At 73.4% G+C, this 18,968-nt stretch carries 17 protein-coding genes; 2 read left to right on the top strand and 15 right to left on the bottom strand.

The genetic code is table 11. The features are described from left to right. The first annotated feature begins 7 nt into the window (after positions 1–7). On the top strand, positions 8–403 hold the full coding sequence (locus AB0Q96_RS17170; RefSeq protein WP_365326166.1) for a hypothetical protein: 396 nt from the start codon (positions 8–10) through the stop codon (positions 401–403). A 212-nt stretch (positions 404–615) separates the two neighbouring features. On the opposite strand, the gene AB0Q96_RS17165 is transcribed toward AB0Q96_RS17170, so the two are convergent. The 15 genes from AB0Q96_RS17165 to AB0Q96_RS17095 all read right to left on the bottom strand — a co-directional run bounded on the left by AB0Q96_RS17165 (position 616) and on the right by AB0Q96_RS17095 (position 17,740). Next, a complete protein-coding gene (locus tag AB0Q96_RS17165; RefSeq protein WP_365326164.1) occupies positions 616–1,845 on the bottom strand; it encodes a cytochrome P450 in 1,230 nt (409 codons plus the stop codon). Continuing rightward, the gene (locus AB0Q96_RS17160) at positions 1,842–2,933 is read right to left on the bottom strand and encodes a sulfotransferase (protein ID WP_365326162.1); all 1,092 of its coding nucleotides are present in this window, start codon (positions 2,931–2,933) and stop codon (positions 1,842–1,844) included. The genes AB0Q96_RS17165 and AB0Q96_RS17160 overlap by 4 nt, the downstream gene beginning before the upstream one ends. A gap of 101 nt (positions 2,934–3,034) precedes the next feature. Continuing rightward, the gene (locus AB0Q96_RS17155; RefSeq protein WP_365326160.1) at positions 3,035–4,312 is read right to left on the bottom strand and encodes a pyridoxal-dependent decarboxylase; all 1,278 of its coding nucleotides are present in this window, start codon (positions 4,310–4,312) and stop codon (positions 3,035–3,037) included. Positions 4,313–4,722: 410 nt separating this feature from the next. Beyond that, complete coding sequence (locus AB0Q96_RS17150) at positions 4,723–5,289, bottom strand: dihydrofolate reductase family protein (protein WP_365326158.1); 567 nt, start codon at positions 5,287–5,289, stop codon at positions 4,723–4,725. A 497-nt stretch (positions 5,290–5,786) separates the two neighbouring features. Beyond that, positions 5,787–7,220 (bottom strand): amino acid permease, encoded by a 1,434-nt coding sequence (locus AB0Q96_RS17145; RefSeq protein ID WP_365326156.1) that lies wholly within the window; start codon positions 7,218–7,220, stop codon positions 5,787–5,789. Between the two features lie 83 nt (positions 7,221–7,303). Next, positions 7,304–9,079, bottom strand: a complete 1,776-nt coding sequence (locus AB0Q96_RS17140) for a hypothetical protein (RefSeq protein ID WP_365326154.1) — start codon at positions 9,077–9,079, stop codon at positions 7,304–7,306. Between the two features lie 188 nt (positions 9,080–9,267). Continuing rightward, positions 9,268–10,527 carry a kynureninase gene (kynU, locus tag AB0Q96_RS17135; RefSeq protein WP_365326152.1) on the bottom strand — a complete coding sequence of 420 codons (1,260 nt, stop codon included), beginning with the start codon at positions 10,525–10,527 and terminating at the stop codon, positions 9,268–9,270. Positions 10,528–10,532: 5 nt separating this feature from the next. Next, positions 10,533–11,630, bottom strand: a complete 1,098-nt coding sequence (gene dmpG / locus AB0Q96_RS17130; protein ID WP_365326150.1) for a 4-hydroxy-2-oxovalerate aldolase — start codon at positions 11,628–11,630, stop codon at positions 10,533–10,535. After that, positions 11,627–12,559: an acetaldehyde dehydrogenase (acetylating) gene (locus AB0Q96_RS17125; RefSeq protein ID WP_365326148.1), complete on the bottom strand. Its 933-nt coding sequence runs from the start codon at positions 12,557–12,559 to the stop codon at positions 11,627–11,629. The genes dmpG and AB0Q96_RS17125 overlap by 4 nt, the downstream gene beginning before the upstream one ends. Then, positions 12,556–13,626 carry an amidohydrolase family protein gene (locus AB0Q96_RS17120; protein WP_365326146.1) on the bottom strand — a complete coding sequence of 357 codons (1,071 nt, stop codon included), beginning with the start codon at positions 13,624–13,626 and terminating at the stop codon, positions 12,556–12,558. Before AB0Q96_RS17120 ends, AB0Q96_RS17125 begins: the two co-directional genes overlap by 4 nt. Continuing rightward, positions 13,623–14,195 (bottom strand): 3-hydroxyanthranilate 3,4-dioxygenase, encoded by a 573-nt coding sequence (locus AB0Q96_RS17115; RefSeq protein WP_365326144.1) that lies wholly within the window; start codon positions 14,193–14,195, stop codon positions 13,623–13,625. The genes AB0Q96_RS17120 and AB0Q96_RS17115 overlap by 4 nt, the downstream gene beginning before the upstream one ends. After that, positions 14,192–14,611 (bottom strand): RidA family protein, encoded by a 420-nt coding sequence (locus AB0Q96_RS17110; RefSeq protein ID WP_365326142.1) that lies wholly within the window; start codon positions 14,609–14,611, stop codon positions 14,192–14,194. The genes AB0Q96_RS17115 and AB0Q96_RS17110 overlap by 4 nt, the downstream gene beginning before the upstream one ends. Next, positions 14,608–15,459 carry a fumarylacetoacetate hydrolase family protein gene (locus tag AB0Q96_RS17105; RefSeq protein ID WP_365326140.1) on the bottom strand — a complete coding sequence of 284 codons (852 nt, stop codon included), beginning with the start codon at positions 15,457–15,459 and terminating at the stop codon, positions 14,608–14,610. Before AB0Q96_RS17105 ends, AB0Q96_RS17110 begins: the two co-directional genes overlap by 4 nt. Beyond that, positions 15,456–16,250: a fumarylacetoacetate hydrolase family protein gene (locus AB0Q96_RS17100; RefSeq protein ID WP_365326138.1), complete on the bottom strand. Its 795-nt coding sequence runs from the start codon at positions 16,248–16,250 to the stop codon at positions 15,456–15,458. Before AB0Q96_RS17100 ends, AB0Q96_RS17105 begins: the two co-directional genes overlap by 4 nt. A 74-nt stretch (positions 16,251–16,324) precedes the next feature. Then, positions 16,325–17,740, bottom strand: a complete 1,416-nt coding sequence (locus AB0Q96_RS17095; RefSeq protein WP_365326136.1) for a 2-hydroxymuconic semialdehyde dehydrogenase — start codon at positions 17,738–17,740, stop codon at positions 16,325–16,327. A gap of 200 nt (positions 17,741–17,940) precedes the next feature. Here AB0Q96_RS17095 and AB0Q96_RS17090 point away from each other — a divergent pair, with 200 nt between their 5' ends. Next, on the top strand, positions 17,941–18,888 hold the full coding sequence (locus AB0Q96_RS17090; protein ID WP_365326134.1) for a LysR substrate-binding domain-containing protein: 948 nt from the start codon (positions 17,941–17,943) through the stop codon (positions 18,886–18,888). Positions 18,889–18,968: the final 80 nt, after the last annotated feature.

Below are 18,968 nucleotides of genomic sequence, written 5' to 3'. Positions count from 1 at the left end.
CAGAGGCATGGCAACACCAGTACTGCAAGCAGTTGAGGCGAACGGGACGACCTGGGACGACCCCTCTGACGACCAGATGCACGACCTGCTGGCTGACATGAGTCTCGGGTCACGATTCGTCGTCGTGCGGCGGCTTGATCTGGAGCCCGCAGATCAGCATTACATGCAGGTCTATCTCAATGACGACCTGAGCTACCAGGTGGAATACCGTGAGGGAGGGCCGGACAAGCACTTCCAGGCATGGGTACCCCGCACGCACGAGGTCTTCGCAGTGGAACCTGTGGCCCAGGTGCTCCAGGGCTGGGCCTGCGGGCGACCTGGCTGGCGCGACACTCTCTCGTGGGTTCCGTGGTCACCCGCAGAGTCATGCGCCCGTCATCATCCCTCTACAGCCACTCGCTGATCGCTCCCACCAGAACAGGCGCTTCGTAGCGGACGGCTGGTTTGTCGTACCTTGCGGCCGCGGATCGGTGCCTGTTGAGGCGGTTGATACCGCACTCCATCGGGACGGACACACTGCGCCATGCCCTGACGCCGAGTCCACGGGGCTTGCGTCAGCACCTGTGCCTGGGCCTGCGCGGCCGTCGTCGAGCTGGTGTCGGTGCCGGCCTCGGCTCATGGGGCATCCGTGTACACGGGCAGGCGGGACACTCCGCCGATCAGGGACCCGCCGGGGAACGGCAGCGCGATGGCGGGCTCCGCGAGCCGCAGGTCCGGCACCCGGTCGGCCAGGGCGCCGATCGCGGTCCGCAGTTCGAGCCGCGCGAGGCCGGCGCCGATGCAGTGGTGGGGGCCGTGCCCGAACGCGAGGTGGGGGCCAGGCGGGCGGGTGATGTCGAAGGTGTCGGGCCGGTCGAAGACGGCGGGGTCGCGGCCGGCGTGGGCGTGGGAGGGGACGACCGCCTCCCCGACCCTGACGAGGGTCGCCCCGACGGCCACGTCCGCCACGGCCAGGCGCGGCAGTCCCACGTCGGCGATCGTGTCGAAGCGGAGGATCTCCTCGACGGCGGGTCCGAGGAGCGTCCGGTCGCGACGGAGGGCCTGCCACTGGTCCGGGTGGTTGATCAGCGCCAGGACGCCGTTGGTGAGGGTGGCGGCCGTGGTGGCGTGCCCGGCCACGAACAGGTTGACGGCCGTGGCCAGGAGCTCCGGCCGGCTCAGCCCACCGCCGAGGTGGGCGTCCCGCAGCCGGTGGAACAGCCCGCCCGGCACCAGGGCATCGCCCCCGCGCGCCGGGAAGAACAACCCCTCGTAGTGGGCGCGCAGCGCCAGGTGCCCGGCCAGGGCCTGTTCCGGCGGCAGCGCGGTCAGCGACAGCTTCCGGCGTGCCCAACGGGCCAGCGGAGCACGTTGTACGGAGCTGACGCCGAGGACGTCGAACAGGACAGCCTCGGCCAGCGGCAGCGCCACCGTCGCGAGCAGGTCGACCGGCGCCCGCCCGGCGCCCGCGGCGAGGAGCCCGTCGAGCAGCCGGCCCACATGGCGGTCGACCGCACCGGTGAGCCCGTCGACGCAGTCGGGGCGGAACGCGGGGGCGCAGAGCCGGCGGACCCGCGTGTGGTCGGGCGGATCGAGCCCCAGGAGGCTGGGCTCTTCGAGGTCGGCGAGGGTCCAGCGGGGGCCGCCAGGCGTGGTGAGCATGGCCCGGCGGCTGAACCGACGGTCGGTCAGGACCCGTACGACGTCGGCGTGGCGCACCGCGAGGTGGGCCGGATCGCCGCTGGGCAGGGTGATGCGGGCCAGGCCCGGCGCGGCCAGGAGCCCGGTGTGCGGCAGCGGCGAGAGACAGTGCTCCCGGTCGAAGGGGTAGGGCAGGTGGCCGCGGTGCGGGGAAGGTCCGGTCATGACGACGCCTCCAAGGTCTGCGGTGCGGCCGGTGACCCTGCCGCCGGCAGGCCGCAGGCCGCGCGGGGGTGGAGGTGCGGGGGACGGGGGTTGTGCGCGAGGTGCTCGTGCCAGCGCCCGCGCAAGGCATGGTCGGCGCTGAGGCCCAGCCAGGCCAGAACGCGGGCCGCGGTCTCCACCGGACCGGCCACGAGATCCGTGAAGCGGACTGACAGACACCGCTCGCCGACCGACGGGTCGCCGGTGAACGCGTACAGCCTCGCGAGACCGGTGCGCGTGGCGGCGGTCATCTCCCGGCCGATCTCCACGGGATCGACCCCGGCGCTGCGCCTGCGTCGGGCCGCGACCACCAGCCCGCAGACGGAACCGATCGCCTCCTCGACGTCCCGTTCGAGGACGACGAACCGCGCGCCGGGGTACACCCGGTCCAACGAGGGCAGATGCCACAGGTGCGAGGGGCTCTTCAGGACGAGCCGCGCGCCGGCCGGAGCCGGACGCCGGGCCAGGACGTGGGCGAGTTGCGCCCGGTGGAGCTCGTACGCGGATGTCAGATCCTGCGCGAGTAGCCAGGAGGCGTAGCTCGGGACACGGTAACTGAGCAGCCCGAGGACGCTGTTGCGGAAGTCCGTGTTCATCAGGTGCTCGCACTCCTCCGGCTCGTACGCCCCGGTGGGGTGGACGCGGGCCAGCTCGGGCGCGGTCCGGTGCAGGTCGGCCACGTACCGCTCGGCCTCCGCGACCGGATCGCCCGCCCTCACGGCTCCGGGCGGAGCGACCGGTGAGAGGAGCTCCCACAGGCACGGCGCCCGCAGTGCCGGATGGAGGGCGAGCAGCCGGTGCAGCACCGTGCTGCCGGTCCGGGGCAGCCCGACGAGGACGACGGGAGGCTGCTGCTCCACGGCGGGTACGGCGGGTACGGGGCGCGCGTGCAGCCACAGGCGGGTGCGCAGCGCGCGGAGGAGGGTGCCCCGTACCTCGGCCCGACCGGCCGGCGTGAGCCCGGCCTCGGTCTCCAACGCCGATACGAGCAGGTCCAGGGCGGGTACGTGACCGGGGTCGCCGAAGTCGTCCAGACCGGCGCTGCGCACGGCCTCGGCCCGTAGAACGTCCGCGTCGAGAGGCTCTGCACACCCGTCCCGGTCACCGTTCCCCTCTCCATCAGGCCCTCCTCGCACCGGCCGCCCCGTGGTCACGCCGCGTCCCCCGGCCGCTCGCGGGACCCGGCACGAGCCGTCCACAGCTCGGCGATCCGGTCGACGACACCACGGACCCCGTCCCGTTCCACACGCGGATTGATCACGCACAGCCGGAACACCCGACGGCCGCCCACGCCGACGGGGACGACCATGGCGCGTCCCTCCGCCCGCAGATCACGGCAGACCTCCTCGACCAGCCAGTCGACATCCGCAGGACTCCGCGGAGGGGCGTCGGCCGGCGGAACCCCTCGGAAGGTGACGACAGCCAGCGAGGGCCCCGTGACCACCTCGAGCTCGCGCCGGGAGCGGATGTACGCGGCGATGTCGTCGGCCGTCTGCATGCCGCGCTCCACAGCGGCACGGAAGGCGTCCGCGCCGAACACCTTCAGCGACATCCACAGGCGCAGCGCCCGGAACTCCCGCGTCTGCTCCACCCCCCACTGCAGATAGTCCACCTCCCCGTCTCCGCCCCCGGTGGCGCCCGCCTCCAGATAGCCGGGGAGGGCGACACCGAACGCGTGGCCCAGGTGGGCGGGGTCGCGCAGGAGCACGCACCCTGTTCCGGCAGGCTGGAACAGCCACTTGTGCGGGTCGACGCTCACCGAATCCGCCGCGTCCAGGCCCGCCAGCGCGGCACGACCGCGGGCGGTCAGCGCGGCGGGCGCGCCGAAGGCGCCGTCCACGTGCAGCCACAGGCCCTCGTCGCGGCAGAAGGCCGCCAGTTCGGGTAAGGGGTCGATGTCTCCGGTGGCCGTGGTGCCCGCGTTGGCCACCACGAGGAAGGGCCGCAGTCCGTCGCGGCGGTCCTGGGCCACGCGGCGGGCCAGGCCGGCCACGGGGATCCGCCGCCGGGCGTCCGCGGGCAGGACCCGGATGCGGTCCCGGCCGATGCCCAGGACATGGAGCGCGCGGGGGACGGAGAGGTGCGTCTGATCGGAGAAGTAGGCGGTGGCGCCGAGGGCCTCCGTGCCCACGAGGGCGTCGCGGGCCGCGGTCAGGGCGGTCAGGTTGGCGGTCGAGCCCCCGGACACGAACAACCCCGAGTACCGCGGGGACAGACCCAGCAGCTCGACCAGCCACCGGACGGCGGCCGACTCGATCGCGCTGGAGACCGCCCCGGTGAACCGCCACCCGGTCGGCACCGCGAACCCGGCGGCCAGGGCGGCGCCGAGCACCCCGGTGACGGTCCCGGGGGAGGGCACGAACGCGAGGAAGTCCGGATGGTCGGGATGCGCGTTGCCCTCACGCAGCAGCCGTCCGACATCGTCCACCAGGGCGAGTGGATCGCCGGCGGCCGCCTCGGGTAAGGACTCCCCGCGCAGCCTAGCCGCCAGTCCACCCGTCTCGGGCGAAGCAACCGGAAGAGCCCGTTCGACCGCCCGCTCCTCCGCCGCCCGTTCCTTCCCCGCCCCCTGCCCCGGCGCGTCCCCATGCCCCGAGACGAGCTCCCAGACCCGGCGCCCCAACTCGGCGACCACGTCCGCAGGCAGGGTGAGCGACCCATCCACCGAACTGCTCGCCGCGGTCGGCCCCACCTGCTGCGGCGGTCGGTCACCCACGACATCAGTCACGACGACCAGCCACGGAGAGGTCACGCATAGCGTCCATGAGGTCACACTGTGATGCCTGTACGGCGAGGCGACAAGGCCGCGTGGACGTGCGCTGATCCGGGCGTTGCGGCTCAGCGCCTCGTCACGTACCTGGTCAGGACCACGCCGCCGGGAAACGTCCGGGTCTCCACCAGATTCAGCTTCACCCAGTCGTCCAGCGCGGTGAAGAACGGCGTGCCGCTGCCCACCAGGACCGGATGGGTCGCGATCGCGTACTCGTCGACGAGCCCTGCGCGCACGGCCGCCCCGGCGAGCGTCGCGCCGCCGATGGTCATCGGGCCGCCGTCCTCGGCCTTGAGCCGGGTGATCTCGGCGAGCGCGTCGCCGGTGACCAGGCGGGCGTTCCCGTCGACCTCGTCGAGCGTCGAGGAGAACACCACCTTCGGCGTGTCCCGCCAGTTCCGCGCGAACCGGATCTCCGCCGGGGTGGCGCCGGGCTGCTGGTCGCCGGTCGGCCAGTAGGCGCTCATCGTCTCCCACAGCTTGCGCCCGTAGAGGGTCAGGTCGCTCTGCTGCTCGTAGTCGAGCCACCACTGGAACAGTTCCTCGCTCGGCGGTCCGCTCCAGCCGATGTCGTCGCCGGGCGCGGCGATGTAGCCGTCCAGGGTCAGGTTCATGCCGTAGATCAGTTTCCGCATGGCCCAGCCTTCAGTCCGTCGGTGTCCGGAAATGCCGACCCGGCGCGGGAAACCCGTCGGCGCGCCGTCCGGGCTCGCCGGGAGTCCCCGTGCTCCCGCGTCAGCGTGGAGTACTCGTCGACTCGGGCGAGGCGTCCGAGTTCGGCCTCACCCGCGCGAAGAATGCCACGCATACGAGACTGATCACGGGTGACAACGCCGCTACCCGGGCGACGCCGTCGGCGACCCGGCGGTGAGACCGACGTCGACGGCGGTGAGACCGACGTCTGCGCCGTGTCGGCCGGAACACCGCGACCCGTCCCGCCCCGCCAGGTCGGCCGGGTGCGGAAACGCCCCGACGTACGCCCCGACGCGCCGGAGCCCCCACCTGCCTGGGCGCGCGCCCGGCCTCGAGGACCCGCCCGCCCCCAGACGCGCCGCGGCGCCGTGCCACGGGCCCTCGACCGTGGCACGGCGCCGCCGCCCCCCTTCCGCCGGCCCCCTCCGGCGGGCTCCGTTCAGTTCTGGCGGGTGCTCCTGCGGCGCAGCGCCGTCAGGGCGTAGCAGACCAGGAGCACGGCGGTGAACGCCAGCCCGATGCCCGCCGCCTGCCGCATGTCCGGGACCTCGATCGCGGTGGCGGCGACGGCCAGCACTCCGACCCCGGCCACCAGCGCGAGCTTGCTGCCCCCGGGGATGCTGAAGCCCGAGAACTCCGTCGGATGCGCGTCCCGGTGGCGCCGGAAGGCCACGTACGAGGCGAGGATCAGGAGCCAGACGAGCAGCACCGCGAAGAGGGCGATCGACATCAGGATGCCGAAGATGCCCCCGACGTCGTAGAAGGCGAGCAGCGCCGCCGCCGCGATGCCCAGGGTCGAGGCGGCCAGCGCCGCGGCCGGGACGCCGCGCGCGGTGAGCCGGGCCAGGGGCGCCGGGGCGAGGCCGTCGTCGCCGAGGGAGTGCAGGAGCCTGGAGGCGCCGTACAGGTGGGCGTTGGCGGCGGAGATCGCAGCGACGAGCACCACGAGGTTGGTGAGGGTCGCCGCCGCCGGCACGCCGACGTCGGAGAAGACCCGCACGAACGGACTCGCCTCGACGCTGCCGTCGCTCTCCGCGAGCCGCCGCCACGGGATCAGCGCCACGACCAGCGTGATGGCGAGCACGTAGAAGACGCTCAGCCGCCAAGCGAGCTGGCGCATCGCGGTCCTGATGGACCGCTGGGGGTCGGTGGCCTCGGCCGAGGCGATGGCGACGACCTCGAAACCGGCGTACGCGAACATCACCACCGACATCGCGATCCAGACGGACTTGGCGCCGTGCGGCATGAACCCGCCGTCGTCGGTGAGGTGCGCGAAACCGGTGGCCTCCGTGTCCGGGAGACCGAAGAAGACGAGCAGCGCCGCGCACAGGATGAAGGCGCACAGCGCGGTCACCTTGATCGTGGAGAGCCAGAACTCCGTGGTCCCGAAGGACTTCACGTTGATGATGTTCACCGCGAGGACCACCGCCGCGACGGCCAGGATCGCCGCCGACATCGGAACCCCCGGCCACCACCACCGGATGTACAGCGCGGAGGCGACGACCTCCGTGCCGATGACCACGACCGCGCTGAACCAGTACATCCAGCGGGTGACGAAGCCTGCCCACGGCCCGAGGTACTTGTGCGCGATGGCACCGAACGAGCCCTGCACGGGATGGGCCGCGGACATCTCGCCGAGCAGGACCGCGATGATGGCGACCAGCACGGCGCCGATCGCGTACGCGATGATCACGGCCGGTCCGGCGGCGGATATCGCCGACCCGGAGCCGAGGAACAGACCGGTGCCGAGCGCGGATCCCAGGCCGATCATGGTGGTCTGGCGGGGGGTCAGGGAGCGGACGAGGCCGCCGTCCCGGGTACCGGAGTCGGATGCGGGGCCGGGGACCGGGACGGGTCTTTCCTGAGTGGCCATGGCGGGTGTCCTTCTGTGCGTGCCCGTACGGGGGCGGGGCGGGCGGGGCTGGGGGTGCGGAGGGAGAGGGGAGCCGAGGAGGCTCAGAACGCGCTGTTGCGGAACGGCTCGGCCGGGCGGTCGAGGTCCGGCTTGCCGAGGACCTTCGGCGAGGACAGCGCGTAGATGCCGTGGTTGGTCAGCACCCAGGCGATGTTCCGGTCCCACTCCACGTACACGCCGTGCGTCTGGTTGCCGTACGCGTAGTCCGGGGTGCCGCTGCCGTACGCCTTCGGGACGAAGTAGGCCTCGATCTCGGGCCGGGCGGGGTTCGAGACGTCGAAGAACTGCACGCCCGCGTTGTAGAAGCCGTAGCCGAGAACCCCCGGGGTGTGCCGGCCCGGGTTGGTGTAGGAGCCGGTGCGCTTGGGGCCGAAGCTGCCGCGCCGCTGGCAGAAGTCCGTGATGCCGGACGCCTTCGGCGGGACCGGGCGGGGCAGGGCGCCGACGAGCCGCGGGTTCTTCGGGTCCTTGACGTCGATCTGGTAGACGTCCTTGTAGGGCTCGTAACAGTCCTCGGTGAGCGGGTAGCCGGAGTAGTAGACGATGCCGGTGCGCTCGTACTGGGACACGTCGATGTTGTCGCCCTCGGTGCCGGCGACGGACGGCGGCAGGTCGAGGTGGCTCACCGTCCGCAGGTTCGCCGGGTCCGAGATGTCGAGCACGGTCAGGCCGTAGCCGCCCATCGCGGCGAACGCGTAACGCCCGCCCTTCTCCACGGGCCTGGGCACGAACAGCGGCATGCGCGCACCCATCCAGCTCGTGCGGTTGCCGCAGCGCGGGTTCTTCCGGTACTCCGCGTCCTCACCGGTCCGCTGCCCCGGCAGGTGCCAGGTGTCGAGCAGCTTCGGGTGGGCCGGGTCGGCCATGTCCCAGGACTGGTAGCCGGCCGAGTGGAGGTTGGTCGGGTACTCGGTGCGGGAGTAGGTGTCGTCCGGCGCCGTCGCGATGAACATGTACCGGTCGCCCGTCCAGTACGGCGTGTCGAGCGAACCGGAGCCCTGCTGGGCCGTGCCGGTGTCGCTGCGCAGGGGGTCCTGCTGGGTGGCGTCGGTGGACACCGTCGCGAGCAGCTTCCAGTCCTTCTTACGGGGGCCGTCCAGCCGGAAGACCTTGAAGCCCTTCAGGCCCGGCTTGGCGCGCACCTTCCGGACGCCCTCCGGGTTGCCGTACTTGTCCTGCGCCGGGTCGTCGGTGAGCTCGTGGATCTGCCGCTTGTTCTCGAAGCTCTGGACCATGACGTACGCGCCGAGCTTCCTGTTCCACTGGATGGTGGAGGCGCCCCAGTAGTCGTTGGCCGCCCAGTCGCCGTTGGCCTTCGTCTCGTCGCCGTCCACGTCCTCGCGGCTCAGGCGCTCGACGACCCGCACCTTCTTCACGTCGGTGATGTCGTAGACCCGGCCCTCGGAGCGGTCGTACTGGAACATGTAGCGGCGGCCGTCGAAGTCGACGATGTTCTGCCAGGTGTGGAAGTAGTCGGGAGTGAAGTCCGGTCCCTCGTAGGCGGCTTCGACCTTCATGTTCTTGATGTACGAGCGGGTGTCGTATTCCGCGTTGCGGCCCGGGAAGGAGTGCTCGTTCTCCTCGTCGAGCGGGGTGAGGGCGGGGTGCCGGAAGGTCCCGTCCAACTGCATGCCGTACGCGCCGGGGTCGGCCGGCCCGGGACGGCGGTCGGCGCAGACCTCCGGGATGTTCGGGTCGGTCGTGCGGGGGGCGGCGGACGCGGAGGCCGCGCCGGACCCCCCGGGCACGAGCAGGGTCGCGGCGGTGGCGGCGGCGACCGCCGTGGCCAGGGCCGCTTTCGTACGCAGTGATCGCATGGGGGTCCTCGGGGTGCTCGGGTTCTCGGCGGTGAGAAACGGGTGGGAGAGACGTGCGAGGGTTCCGGTCCGCGCGGCGGCCCGACCGCCCGGGGCGGCGGCTTGCCATCGGCTTGGCGACGGCCTGGCGTCGGTTCGGGGATCGCGCGGACCGGCTGTGGGTGGGTGCGCGGGGAGGTCCGGGGACCTCAGGTGACCGTCGGTCGCTGCTGGTGCTCCGCGGCCAGGTGGGCCTCGGAGGTCACGATCGACCGCAGCTCGCCCACCGCGTGCAGGACGTCCGCGTGCGTGAGGTAGAGGGCGTTGAAGCCGAAGCGCAGCAGGTCCGGGGCGCGCATGTCCCCGATGACGCCGCGCGCGGTGAGAGCGGCGATCAGCGGGTACGCCTCCGGGTGCCGCAGCGCGACCTGGCTGCCCCGGCGGGCGGGCTCGCGCGGGGTGGCCATCGTGAAGCCGAGGCCGTCGAGCAGGGAGTCCGCGCACTCCTGGAAGAAGCCGGTCAGGGAGAGGCTCTTGGCCCGCAGCGCCTCCATGTCCACGCCCTCGTAGGCCGTCAGCGCGGCCTCCAGGGCGATCAGCGAGAGGAGCGGCGGGGTGCCGATCCGGGCGCGGGTGATCCCTGGGGCGGGGGCGTACGCACCGGACATCGCGAACGGCTCCGCGTGCCCGTGCCAGCCGGTCAGCGGGTGGTCGAACTCCGCCTGGTGGCGGTGGGCGACGTACCCGAACGCGGGGGCGCCGGGGCCGCCGGAGAGGTACTTGTAGCCGCAGCCGACGGCGAAGTCGGCCCCGATCGCGTCCAGTCGCACGGGCAGGGCGCCCGCCGCGTGGCACAGGTCCCAGTGGACCAGGGCCCCGGCCGCGTGCGCGGCGGCCGTGAGCGCTGCCATGTCGTGCAGCTCACCGGTGCGGTAGTCCACCGGGGCGTACGCGGCGACGGCGACGTCCCGGCCCTCGGCGGCCAGCACGGCGGCGGCCTCGCGGGCCGGCACCCGGCGGACGTCGAGACCGAGCAGCCGACCCACCGAGTCGGCGATGTACTGGTCGGTGGGGAAGTGGTCGGGGTCGGTCAGGAGCAGCCGGCGGCCGGGGCGCAGCCGGGCGGCGGCGAGCAGGGTGTTGAACAGCTGGACGCTGGTGGAGTCTCCGGCGACCACCTGGCCCGGGGCGGCGCCGACGAGCCGGCCGATGGCGTCGCCCGTCCGCACGGGCGCCTCCCACCAGCCGTTGGCGTTCCAGGAGCGGATCAGGTCGGTGCCCCACTGGCGGTGCACCGCGTCCTCGACGGCGGCGGGCACGGCCGCGGGGAGGGCCCCGAGGGAGTTCCCGTCGAGGTAGACGACCCCCTCGGGGAGGAGGAAGCGGTCCCGGACGTGAGCGAGGGCGTCGGCGGCGTCGAGCGCGGCGGCGCGGTCGGCGAGTGTCGTGGTCGTGGACGTGGTCGGCATGGCGGTCACTCCGTCGTGACGTGGGCGGGAGAGAGGGAGGGGGAGGGAGAGGCGGCGGGGGGAGTGGAGCCGGCGGCGGGCGGGGAGCCGGCCGGACCTCGCGCTGCGACGAGGTCCAGCGCGATGTCCGCGAGCAGGTCCTCCTGCCCGCCGACGAGCCGCCGCCGTCCCGCCTCGACCAGCAGGTCCCGGGTGTCGAGCCCGTGGCGCAGGGCGGTGGCCTCCGCGTGCCGCAGGAAGCTGGAGTACACCCCGGCGTAGCCGAGGGTCAGCGTCTCCCGGTCGACCCGCACGGGCCGGTCCTGCGTCGGTCGTACGAGCTCCTCGGCCGCGTCCATCAGCGGGAACAGCGAGCAGCCGTGCTCCCAGCCCAGCAGGTCGAAGACGGCCACCGTGGGTTCGAGCGGGGCGTTGCCCGCTCCGGCGCCCTGGCCCGCGAGCGAGGCGTCGACACGGTACGCGCCCGCCTCCACGGCGGTGATGCTGTTGGCGACGCCCAGGCCCAGGTTGTGGTGGGCGTGGATGCCGATCTCGGTGGCCGGGTCGAGCACGTCGCGGTAGGCGCGGACCCGGTCCCGTACGCCGTCCATGGTGAGCCGGCCGCCCGAGTCCGTGACGTAGACGCAGTGCGCGCCGTACGACTCCATGAGCCGGGCCTGGGCGGCCAGTTCGGCCGGCGGGGCCATGTGGGACATCATCAGGAAGCCGGACACGTCCATGCCGAGTTCCCGGGCCAGGCCGAGGTGCTGGGCGGCGATGTCGGCCTCGGTGCAGTGCGTCGCGACCCGCACGGAGGTGACGCCGAGGGAGTGCGCGCGGCGGAGGTCCTCGGCCGTGCCCACCCCGGGCAGCAGCAGGGTGGTGAGCCGGGCGCGGTCGAGCACCTCGGCCGCCGCCTCCAGCCACTCCCAGTCGGTGTGCGCGCCGGGGCCGTAGGTGACGGAGGAGCCGGAGAGGCCGTCGCCGTGGGCGACCTCGACGGCGTCGACGCCGGCGGCCTCCAGGGCGGCGGCGACGGCCCGGACCTGGTCGAGGGTGTAGCGGTGCGACACGGCGTGCATGCCGTCCCGCAGGGTGACGTCCTGGACGTAGACGGAGGTCATCGGGCCGGGCTCCGTTCGGCCAGGCGCTCGGCGGTGCGCAGCGCGGCGGAGGTCATGATGTCGAGGTTTCCGGCGTAGGCCGGGAGGTAGTGGGCGGCGCCCTCCACCTCCAGGTACACGGAGACGAGGAGCCGTACACCGCCGCCGGTCCGTGGGCCGCCGGCGAGCCGGGCGAGCGGGTCGTCCTCGCGGATCCGGCGGAACTGCGGTTCCTGCTTGAGCCGGTAGCCGGGGACGTACGCGGCGACGGACTCGGCCATCGCGCGTACGGAGGCGGCCACCCGCTCGGTGTCGCAGTCGTCGACGACGCAGTGGACGGTGTCCCGCATGAGCAGCGCGGGCTCCGCCGGATTCAGGATGATGATCGCCTTGCCCCGGGCGGCGCCGCCGACCCGCTCCAGGGCGCGGGAGGTGGTCTCGGTGAACTCGTCGATGTTGGCCCGGGTGCCGGGGCCCGCCGACCGCGAGGCGATCGAGGCGACGATCTCCGCGTAGTGCACGGGCGCCACCGCCGAGACGGCGGAGACGATCGGGACCGTGGCCTGACCGCCGCAGGTGACCATGTTGAGGTTGGGGGCGTCGAGGTGCTCGTCGAGGTTGACGGGCGGGACCACGTACGGACCGATGGCCGCCGGGGTCAGGTCGACGATCCGCTTGCCGTACGGGGCGAGCGCGGCGGCGTTGTGGTGGTGCGCGGCGGCGGAGGTGGCGTCGAAGACGAGGTCGATCGAGTCGAACTCGTCGAGGGCGATGAGCCCCGCGACGCCGTTCGCGCTGGTCGCGACGGACAGCCTGCGGGCCCGGGCGAGGCCGTCGGACTCCGGGTCGATGCCGATCATCGCGGCGGCGGTGACCGCCCCCGAGCCCCGGATCATCTTGATGAGGAGGTCGGTGCCGATGTTGCCCGACCCGATCACGGCGGCCCTCATCGGACGGCCCCCTTCCCCGCGGGGGTGAGCGCGGCGGCGGAAGCCGGGGCCGGCGCGGGTGCGGGTGCGGGCGTGAGACCGAAGAAGCGGACGGCGTTGCCGCCGAGGATCGCGTCCCGCTCCTCCGGGGTGAGCCCGCTCTCCCGGACCAGCCGGCCGATCTCCTCCTCGCCGAGCGGGAAGGGGTGGTCGGAGCCCAGCAGCACCCGCTCCGCGCCCATCACGTCCACGAGCAGCCGCAGCGCGCCGGGGTCGAAGACCGCAGAATCGACGGAGAACCGGTCGGTGTAGTGCGAGGGCGGGTGCGGGCTGTCCGCGCGGACCAGGTCACGGCGGTGCCACGCGTTGTCGGCGCGGCCCAGGAGGTACGGGAAGCTGCCGCCGCCGTGCGCGAAGAGCAGGCGCAGCGAGGCCGGCAGCCGCTCGAAGGCGCCGGAGAGGATCAGCGACAGGATCGTCAGATGGGTCTCGCCCGCCATGCCCGCGAGCCAGGCCAGCATGTAGCGCGAGTACCGGGGGCCGGACGGCAGGTCCCACGGGTGGACCAGGACGGCCGCGTCCTCCTCGGCGCAGTGCGCGAGGAACTCGACGAGCGCCCCGTGGTCGAGGTCGAGGTCGCCGAGGTGGTTGCCGATGTGGACGCCGTGGAAGCCCTGGGCCATGGCCTCGGTGACCATCGCGCAGGCCGCCTCGGTGTCCTGGAGCGGCACCTGGCACAGCGGGGCCAGCCGGTGCGGGGCGTGGGAGCCGTACGCGAGGAGGTGGGAGTTGACGGTACGGCACCAGTCGACGGCCCGCCCGGTCTCCAGCTGGTAGCCGAAGAGCAGCGGAGTGCTGGACACCACCTGGACGTCCACGCCGAGCCGGTCCAGGTCGGCGACGCGCTCCGCCGGGTCCCACAGGGTGCGCCGGACCGGCCGGTACTCGGCGGACCCGGCCATCATCATCCCCGCGTCCGGACCGTCCGTGGTCCGCAGCCAGGGGGCGTCGTCGGAGCCGGTGAGGCGCCGGGCCTCGGCACGGCCGATCTCCGGGAAGACGTGGGCGTGGATGTCGACGACGGTCATATCAGGCCCGCCTCGTCGCGGCGGGTGCGCGGCCGCAGGTCCTCGGGCCAGTCCTTGCCCGGGTGCACGGCGCCGCAGTTCGGGCAGACGCGGGCGGCTTCGTCGCCGTAGAACGCCTCGAACACCGGCGGCAGGTCGTCGACGATCGAGCCGAGCTGCACCTCGCTGCGGTGCACCTGGTGGTGGCACTCCATGCAGTACCACTCGAAGGCGTCGCGCGCCCCCTGCGGCCGGACGTACTCGACGACCAGGCCCACGCTGTCCTCCTCCGGCCGCTGGGGGGAGTGCCGCACGTGCGCAGGGAGCAGGAAGACATCGCCCTCGCGGACGTGGATGTCGTGCGGCGGCTGCCCCTCCTCGTCCATGACGCGGAGCACCATGTCGCCCTTGAGCTGGTAGAAGAACTCCTCGGTCGGGTCGTCGTGGAAGTCGGTGCGGCGGTTGGGGCCGCCCACGACCGTCACCATCAGATCGGAGTCCTGCCAGATCTGGACGTTGCCGACCGGCGGCTTGAGCAGGTGGCGGTGCTCCTCGATCCAGGCGTGGAGGTTGAACGGTTTCATGGTCATCGGGGTGGTTCCTTGTCCTGCGGAATGTGGGCCACGGCGCTGATCTCGATCAGCAGGTGCGGATGGGGAAGCTGGTGGACGGCGACGGTGGTGCGGGTCGGGCCGGTCTCGTCGAAGTACTCGGCGTACACCTCGTTGTAGCCGCCGAAGTCGTTCATGCTGACCAGGTACGTCGTGACGGAGACCAGGTCCTTCAGGCCCCCTCCGGCGGCGCCGAGGAGGCGGCCGACGGTCTCGATCACCGCCCGGGTCTGGGCGCGGATGTCGAGGTCCGTGACCCCCATCGGGTCGGCGCTCGCCCCTGCGAAGGTGCCGTCGGGTCGGCGGGAGCTGGTGCCGGAGACGTAGACGAGGTCGCCGGCGCGCCGGACGTGCGGGAAACGGCCGCGCGGCGGCGCGGCACCGGGCACGATCACGCGTCCCCCTCGGCGGTCTCGGCGTCGGCGGCGGTCCTGGCGGGCTCCGCGCCCTCTGCGTGCCCAGCGGCTTCGGCGAACACCGCGCCCTCGCCGGACTCCGCGTCCCCGGAGGCCGCCGTGGTGAGGGCGACCGTGCCGAGCCCCGCGACCGTGGCCCGTACGTACGTGCCCGGCGGCAGCGGCACGGCCGCCGTCGCCGCGCCCGCGAGGATCACCGTGCCGGGCTCCAGCGGACCGCCGAGCCGGGCGGCGGCGGCCAGCGCGCGCAGCGGGTGCCCGAGGATCGCGGCGGTCGACCCGGTCTCCACGGTCCGCCCGTCGAGCTCCAGGAGGACGCCGAGGCCGCCCAGTTCGCGCGGGGCCCGCCAGGCGCCCACGGCGTAGTGCGCCGCCGAGGTGTTGTCGGCGATGACCTCGGGGAGCGAGAAGCGGAAGCCGTCGTAGCGGGAGTCGATGACCTCGAGGGCCGGGGCCACGGCCGCGACCGCCGCCATCGGGTCCCCGCCCGGGACCAGCCGGTCACCGAGCAGGAACGCCACCTCGGGCTCCACCCGGGGGTGGATGAGCCCGGAGACGTCGAGCCGCCCCCCGTCCGGTACCTCCATCCGGTCCGTCAGCCGGCCGTGGATCAGATCGGAGACCCCCATCTGCCGCATCTTCGCCACGCTCGTGAAGCCCAGCTTGAAGCCGGTCAGCCGCTCGCCCCTGGCCAGCCGCCGCGCGACCAGGGCGCCCTGGACCGCGTACGCCTCGGCCGTGTCCGTCAGACCGCTGCCGCCGCCGGCCAGCGGGCGGCCGTCCCGTGCCGCGCCGTCGAGGGCCTCGGCCAGTGCGCCGGTGTTCATCGGGCGCCTCCTTCCGGCGCGGGGCGGCCGAAGGCCGCGCGGACCGAACCGAGACCGTCGATACGGGCTTCGAGGACGTCGCCGGGCTCGACGGCGGTCATCGGGCCGAGCGCCCCCGTGAGCACGGTGTCCCCGGCCCGCAGCGGTCGGCCGAGCCGCGCCAGCGTGTCCGCGAGCCAGACGGCCGCGTGCAGCGGATTGCCCAGACAGGCCGCGCCCGCCCCGGTGGAGACCGGCTCGCCGCGCCGTTCGAGGACCATCCCGGCGGTCCGCAGGTCGAGTTCCCGCAGGAGTACGGGGCGGGTGCCCAGGACGTACACGCCGCTGGAGGCGTTGTCGGCGATGGTGTCCACGGCCGTGATGTCCCAGTCGCGGATCCGGCTGCCGACCACCTCGACGGCGGGCAGCGCGAAGGCCGTCGCCCGGATCACGTCGGCCACGGTGTGCCGCTCGTGCGGGAGGTCGTGGCCGAGGACGAGGGCGACCTCGGCCTCGGCGCGGGGCTGGAGCACCGCGCCCCAGGGGATCTCGGCGCCGTCAGGGACGGCCGTGTCGTCGAACAGCGGGCCGAAGTCCGGGGTGTCGACACCCAGTTGGGCCTGCACAGCCGGTGAGGTCAGCCCGATCTTCCAGCCGGTGATCCGGCGCCCCGAGGCCACCAGCCGGTCGCTCAGCAGGCTCTGGACGGCATAGGCGGCGTCCAGGTCCCCGGGCGGCAGCAGGTCACGGACCGGGGCGCACGGCACGCCCGTCCGGCGCGCCGTGTCGAGGCGCTCGGCGGCAGACTCCACCGCCGGGTCGGCGGCAGGCGCGTCAACGGTATTCGCGCTGCGCGCAGTGTTCGTGGCGCTCGCGGCGACGGTGTTCACAGTTTCACGCACACATTCATCGGTTCGGAGAAGAAGTCGAGGGAGTGGTCGCCGCCCTCACGGCCGATGCCGGACGCCTTCACGCCGCCGAAGGGGGTGCGCAGATCGCGCAGGTTCCAGGTGTTGACCCAGGCGACGCCGACGTCGAGGGCCGGGGCGACCCGGTGCGCCCGGCTCACGTCGCCCGTCCACACCGTGGCGGCCAGCCCGTAGGGCCCCGCGTTGGCGAGCGTCAGCGCCTCCTCCTCGGTGTCGAACGGCGCCAGGTGCACGACGGGACCGAAGATCTCCTCCCGTACCGCCGGGTGCTCCTCGGGCAGTCCGGTCAGCACGGTCGGCTCCACCCAGAAGCCGCCGTCCCGGTCGTCCCCGAACCGCGGCACCCCGCCGCCCGCGAGGACCCGGCCGTCGGCCGCCGCCTTTCCGAGGTAGCCGAGCACCTTGTCGCGGTGCGCGGCGGAGACCATCGGGCCGTAGCCGGTCAACTCCCGTGCCCCGGCCGCCAGCGCCTCGGCGAACGCGTCGAACACCGGCCGCTCCACGTACACCCGCTCGGTGCACAGGCACACCTGCCCGCTGTGGGTGAACGCCGAGCGGAGGGTGCCCTCCACCGCCCGCTCCAGATCCGCGTCGGCGAAGACGAGCCCGGCGTTCTTGCCGCCCAGCTCGAAGGAGACGGGGGCCAGCCGCCCGGCGACGGCCCGCATGATCGTCGAACCCGTGCGGGACTCCCCGGTGAACGCGACGGCGTCCACCCCCGGGTGCTCGGTGAGCCACTGGCCGGCGGCGTCCCCGCCACCGCCATGCACGAGGTTGAAGACACCCGGCGGCAGCTCCGCCCCGGCCATCACCTCCGCCAGCAGGCAGGCCGTGCCCGGGGTGAGTTCGGAGGGCTTGGCGACCACGGTGTTGCCCGTCGCGAGCGCCGGGGCCACCTTCCAGGTCAGGAGGAGCAGGGGCAGGTTCCACGGCGAGATCACCGCGACCACGCCGAGCGGCTTGTGCACCGTGTAGTTCAGGGCGCCGCGCCCGTCCGGCGTGGGCGTGTTCCAGGACCGCTCGGCACGGCCGACGAGCAGGTCGGCGTACGAGCGGAAGTTGGCGACGGCACGCGGGATGTCGACCGTCGAGGCCAGTTCCCGGGGCTTGCCCGTGTCGGCGCACTCGGCGTCGACGAACTCCTCGAACCGCGCCTCGATGCCGTCGGCGATCCGGTGCAGCAGCCGGGCGCGCTCGGCCGGACTCCACGAGGCCCACGGCCCGCTCAGAGCGGCGCGGGCCGCGTCGACCGCGCGGTCCACCAGCTCCCGGGAAGCCGCGGGCGCCTCGCCCGCGGTGATGCCCCGGACCGGGTCGACGAGCGGGAACGGCACGCCCGAGCCGTCGAACCCGCCCCCTACGTAATGCCGCACAGGTGAGCGCACCTTGCAGACCTCCGTTGCGATACCAGGCCGGGACTTCGGATCAGGTGTCCCGGCGCGTGCCGGTATCATGCGCCCATCAAGCTATGCCGAACCAATGCCAAAAAGCACTCTCCCCATACCGAGATCGCTATGGCAGGGGGAGTGGCGCCCCTCCCGCCCCCTCACCCCTCCCACGAGGAGCCCCGCAGATGGACCTCCTGGACGGCCGCCTGAAGTTCCGTCACCTGACCCTGCTCGTCGCGATCGTCGACCACGGCAGCGTGGCGAGGGCCGCCGAGACCCTCCACCTCACCCAGCCCGCCGCCACCCGCACCCTGCGCGAACTGGAGACCATCGCCGACCTGCCGCTCTTCGTCCGCGTCCCCCGCGGCATGCGGCCCACGCTCTACGGCCAGGCCCTCACCGAACACGCCCGCGCCGTCCTCGCCGAGATGCGGCGCGCCGCCGAACACCTCACCGGACTACGCCAGGGCCAGGACGGCACGGTGACCGTCGGCGCGCTCCTCGCCGGCACCAACGTCCTGTTGCCCCGGGCCGTCGCCCGGCTGAAACGGGAGCGGCCCCGGCTCACGGTCGTCGTCCGCGAGGGCACTCCGGACGTCCTGCACCCGGCGCTCCTCGCGGGTGAACTCGACGTCATCGTCGGCCGGGTGGGCCCCGCGCCGAAGGAAGGTGACGGACTCCGCCAGCGCCGGCTCTACCGGGAACGCATCCGGCTCGCCGTCCGCTCCGGTCACCCCCTGCTCGACGACCCCTGCGTCACCCTCACCGACACCCTCGGCCACCCGTGGATCCTGCCCGTCGAACAGACCGCGCTGCGCCAGGAACTCGGGGCGCTCTTCGCCGACCGGGGGCTTGAGCTCCCCGGCGACCGGGTCGAGTGCACGTCGATCCTCACCATGAGGGCCCTGCTCCTCCAGACCGACATGGTCGCACTGCTCCCCGAACTGGTCCTCCGCGACGACGAGCAGCTCGCCGCCCTCCCGGTCGAACTCCCCTCGGTGGGCCGCACCGTCGGGACGACCGAGGTCGCCCACCGCACCCGCAGCCCCGCCCTCCAGGCCCTGCTCCAGCACCTCGACGAGGAGGCGGCCCACCTGCGCGAAGCCCTCTGCGGGCCCCGGGCGAAGAGCTGACCGGAGCCGTCCCGCCGTCCCGCCGTTTCTCCGGTCCGGTCCTTCCGCCGGAGGCGCGGCGCCCCCGCACGCCCTGGATC

The organism is Streptomyces sp. NPDC093111 (genome assembly GCF_040683955.1).
Taxonomy (GTDB): Bacteria; Actinomycetota; Actinomycetes; order Streptomycetales; family Streptomycetaceae; genus Streptomyces.
Note: the sequence above shows the minus strand (reverse complement) of the source record. Positions and strands in the feature narration are given on the sequence as shown.

What these genes read in the sequence shown, in the direction of transcription:
- AB0Q96_RS17170 (WP_365326166.1), top strand. Translation starts at nt 8, where the DNA reads ATGGCAACACCAGTACTGCAAGCAGTTGAGGCGAACGGGACGACCTGG.
- AB0Q96_RS17125 (WP_365326148.1), bottom strand. Translation starts at nt 12,559, where the DNA reads ATGAGGGCCGCCGTGATCGGGTCGGGCAACATCGGCACCGACCTCCTC.
- AB0Q96_RS17090 (WP_365326134.1), top strand. Translation starts at nt 17,941, where the DNA reads ATGGACCTCCTGGACGGCCGCCTGAAGTTCCGTCACCTGACCCTGCTC.
- AB0Q96_RS17150 (WP_365326158.1), bottom strand. Translation starts at nt 5,289, where the DNA reads ATGCGGAAACTGATCTACGGCATGAACCTGACCCTGGACGGCTACATC.
- AB0Q96_RS17105 (WP_365326140.1), bottom strand. Translation starts at nt 15,459, where the DNA reads ATGAACACCGGCGCACTGGCCGAGGCCCTCGACGGCGCGGCACGGGAC.
- AB0Q96_RS17140 (WP_365326154.1), bottom strand. Translation starts at nt 9,079, where the DNA reads ATGCGATCACTGCGTACGAAAGCGGCCCTGGCCACGGCGGTCGCCGCC.
- AB0Q96_RS17145 (WP_365326156.1), bottom strand. Translation starts at nt 7,220, where the DNA reads ATGGCCACTCAGGAAAGACCCGTCCCGGTCCCCGGCCCCGCATCCGAC.
- AB0Q96_RS17115 (WP_365326144.1), bottom strand. Translation starts at nt 14,195, where the DNA reads ATGACCATGAAACCGTTCAACCTCCACGCCTGGATCGAGGAGCACCGC.
- dmpG (WP_365326150.1), bottom strand. Translation starts at nt 11,630, where the DNA reads ATGACCTCCGTCTACGTCCAGGACGTCACCCTGCGGGACGGCATGCAC.
- AB0Q96_RS17165 (WP_365326164.1), bottom strand. Translation starts at nt 1,845, where the DNA reads ATGACCGGACCTTCCCCGCACCGCGGCCACCTGCCCTACCCCTTCGAC.
- AB0Q96_RS17120 (WP_365326146.1), bottom strand. Translation starts at nt 13,626, where the DNA reads ATGACCGTCGTCGACATCCACGCCCACGTCTTCCCGGAGATCGGCCGT.
- kynU (WP_365326152.1), bottom strand. Translation starts at nt 10,527, where the DNA reads ATGCCGACCACGTCCACGACCACGACACTCGCCGACCGCGCCGCCGCG.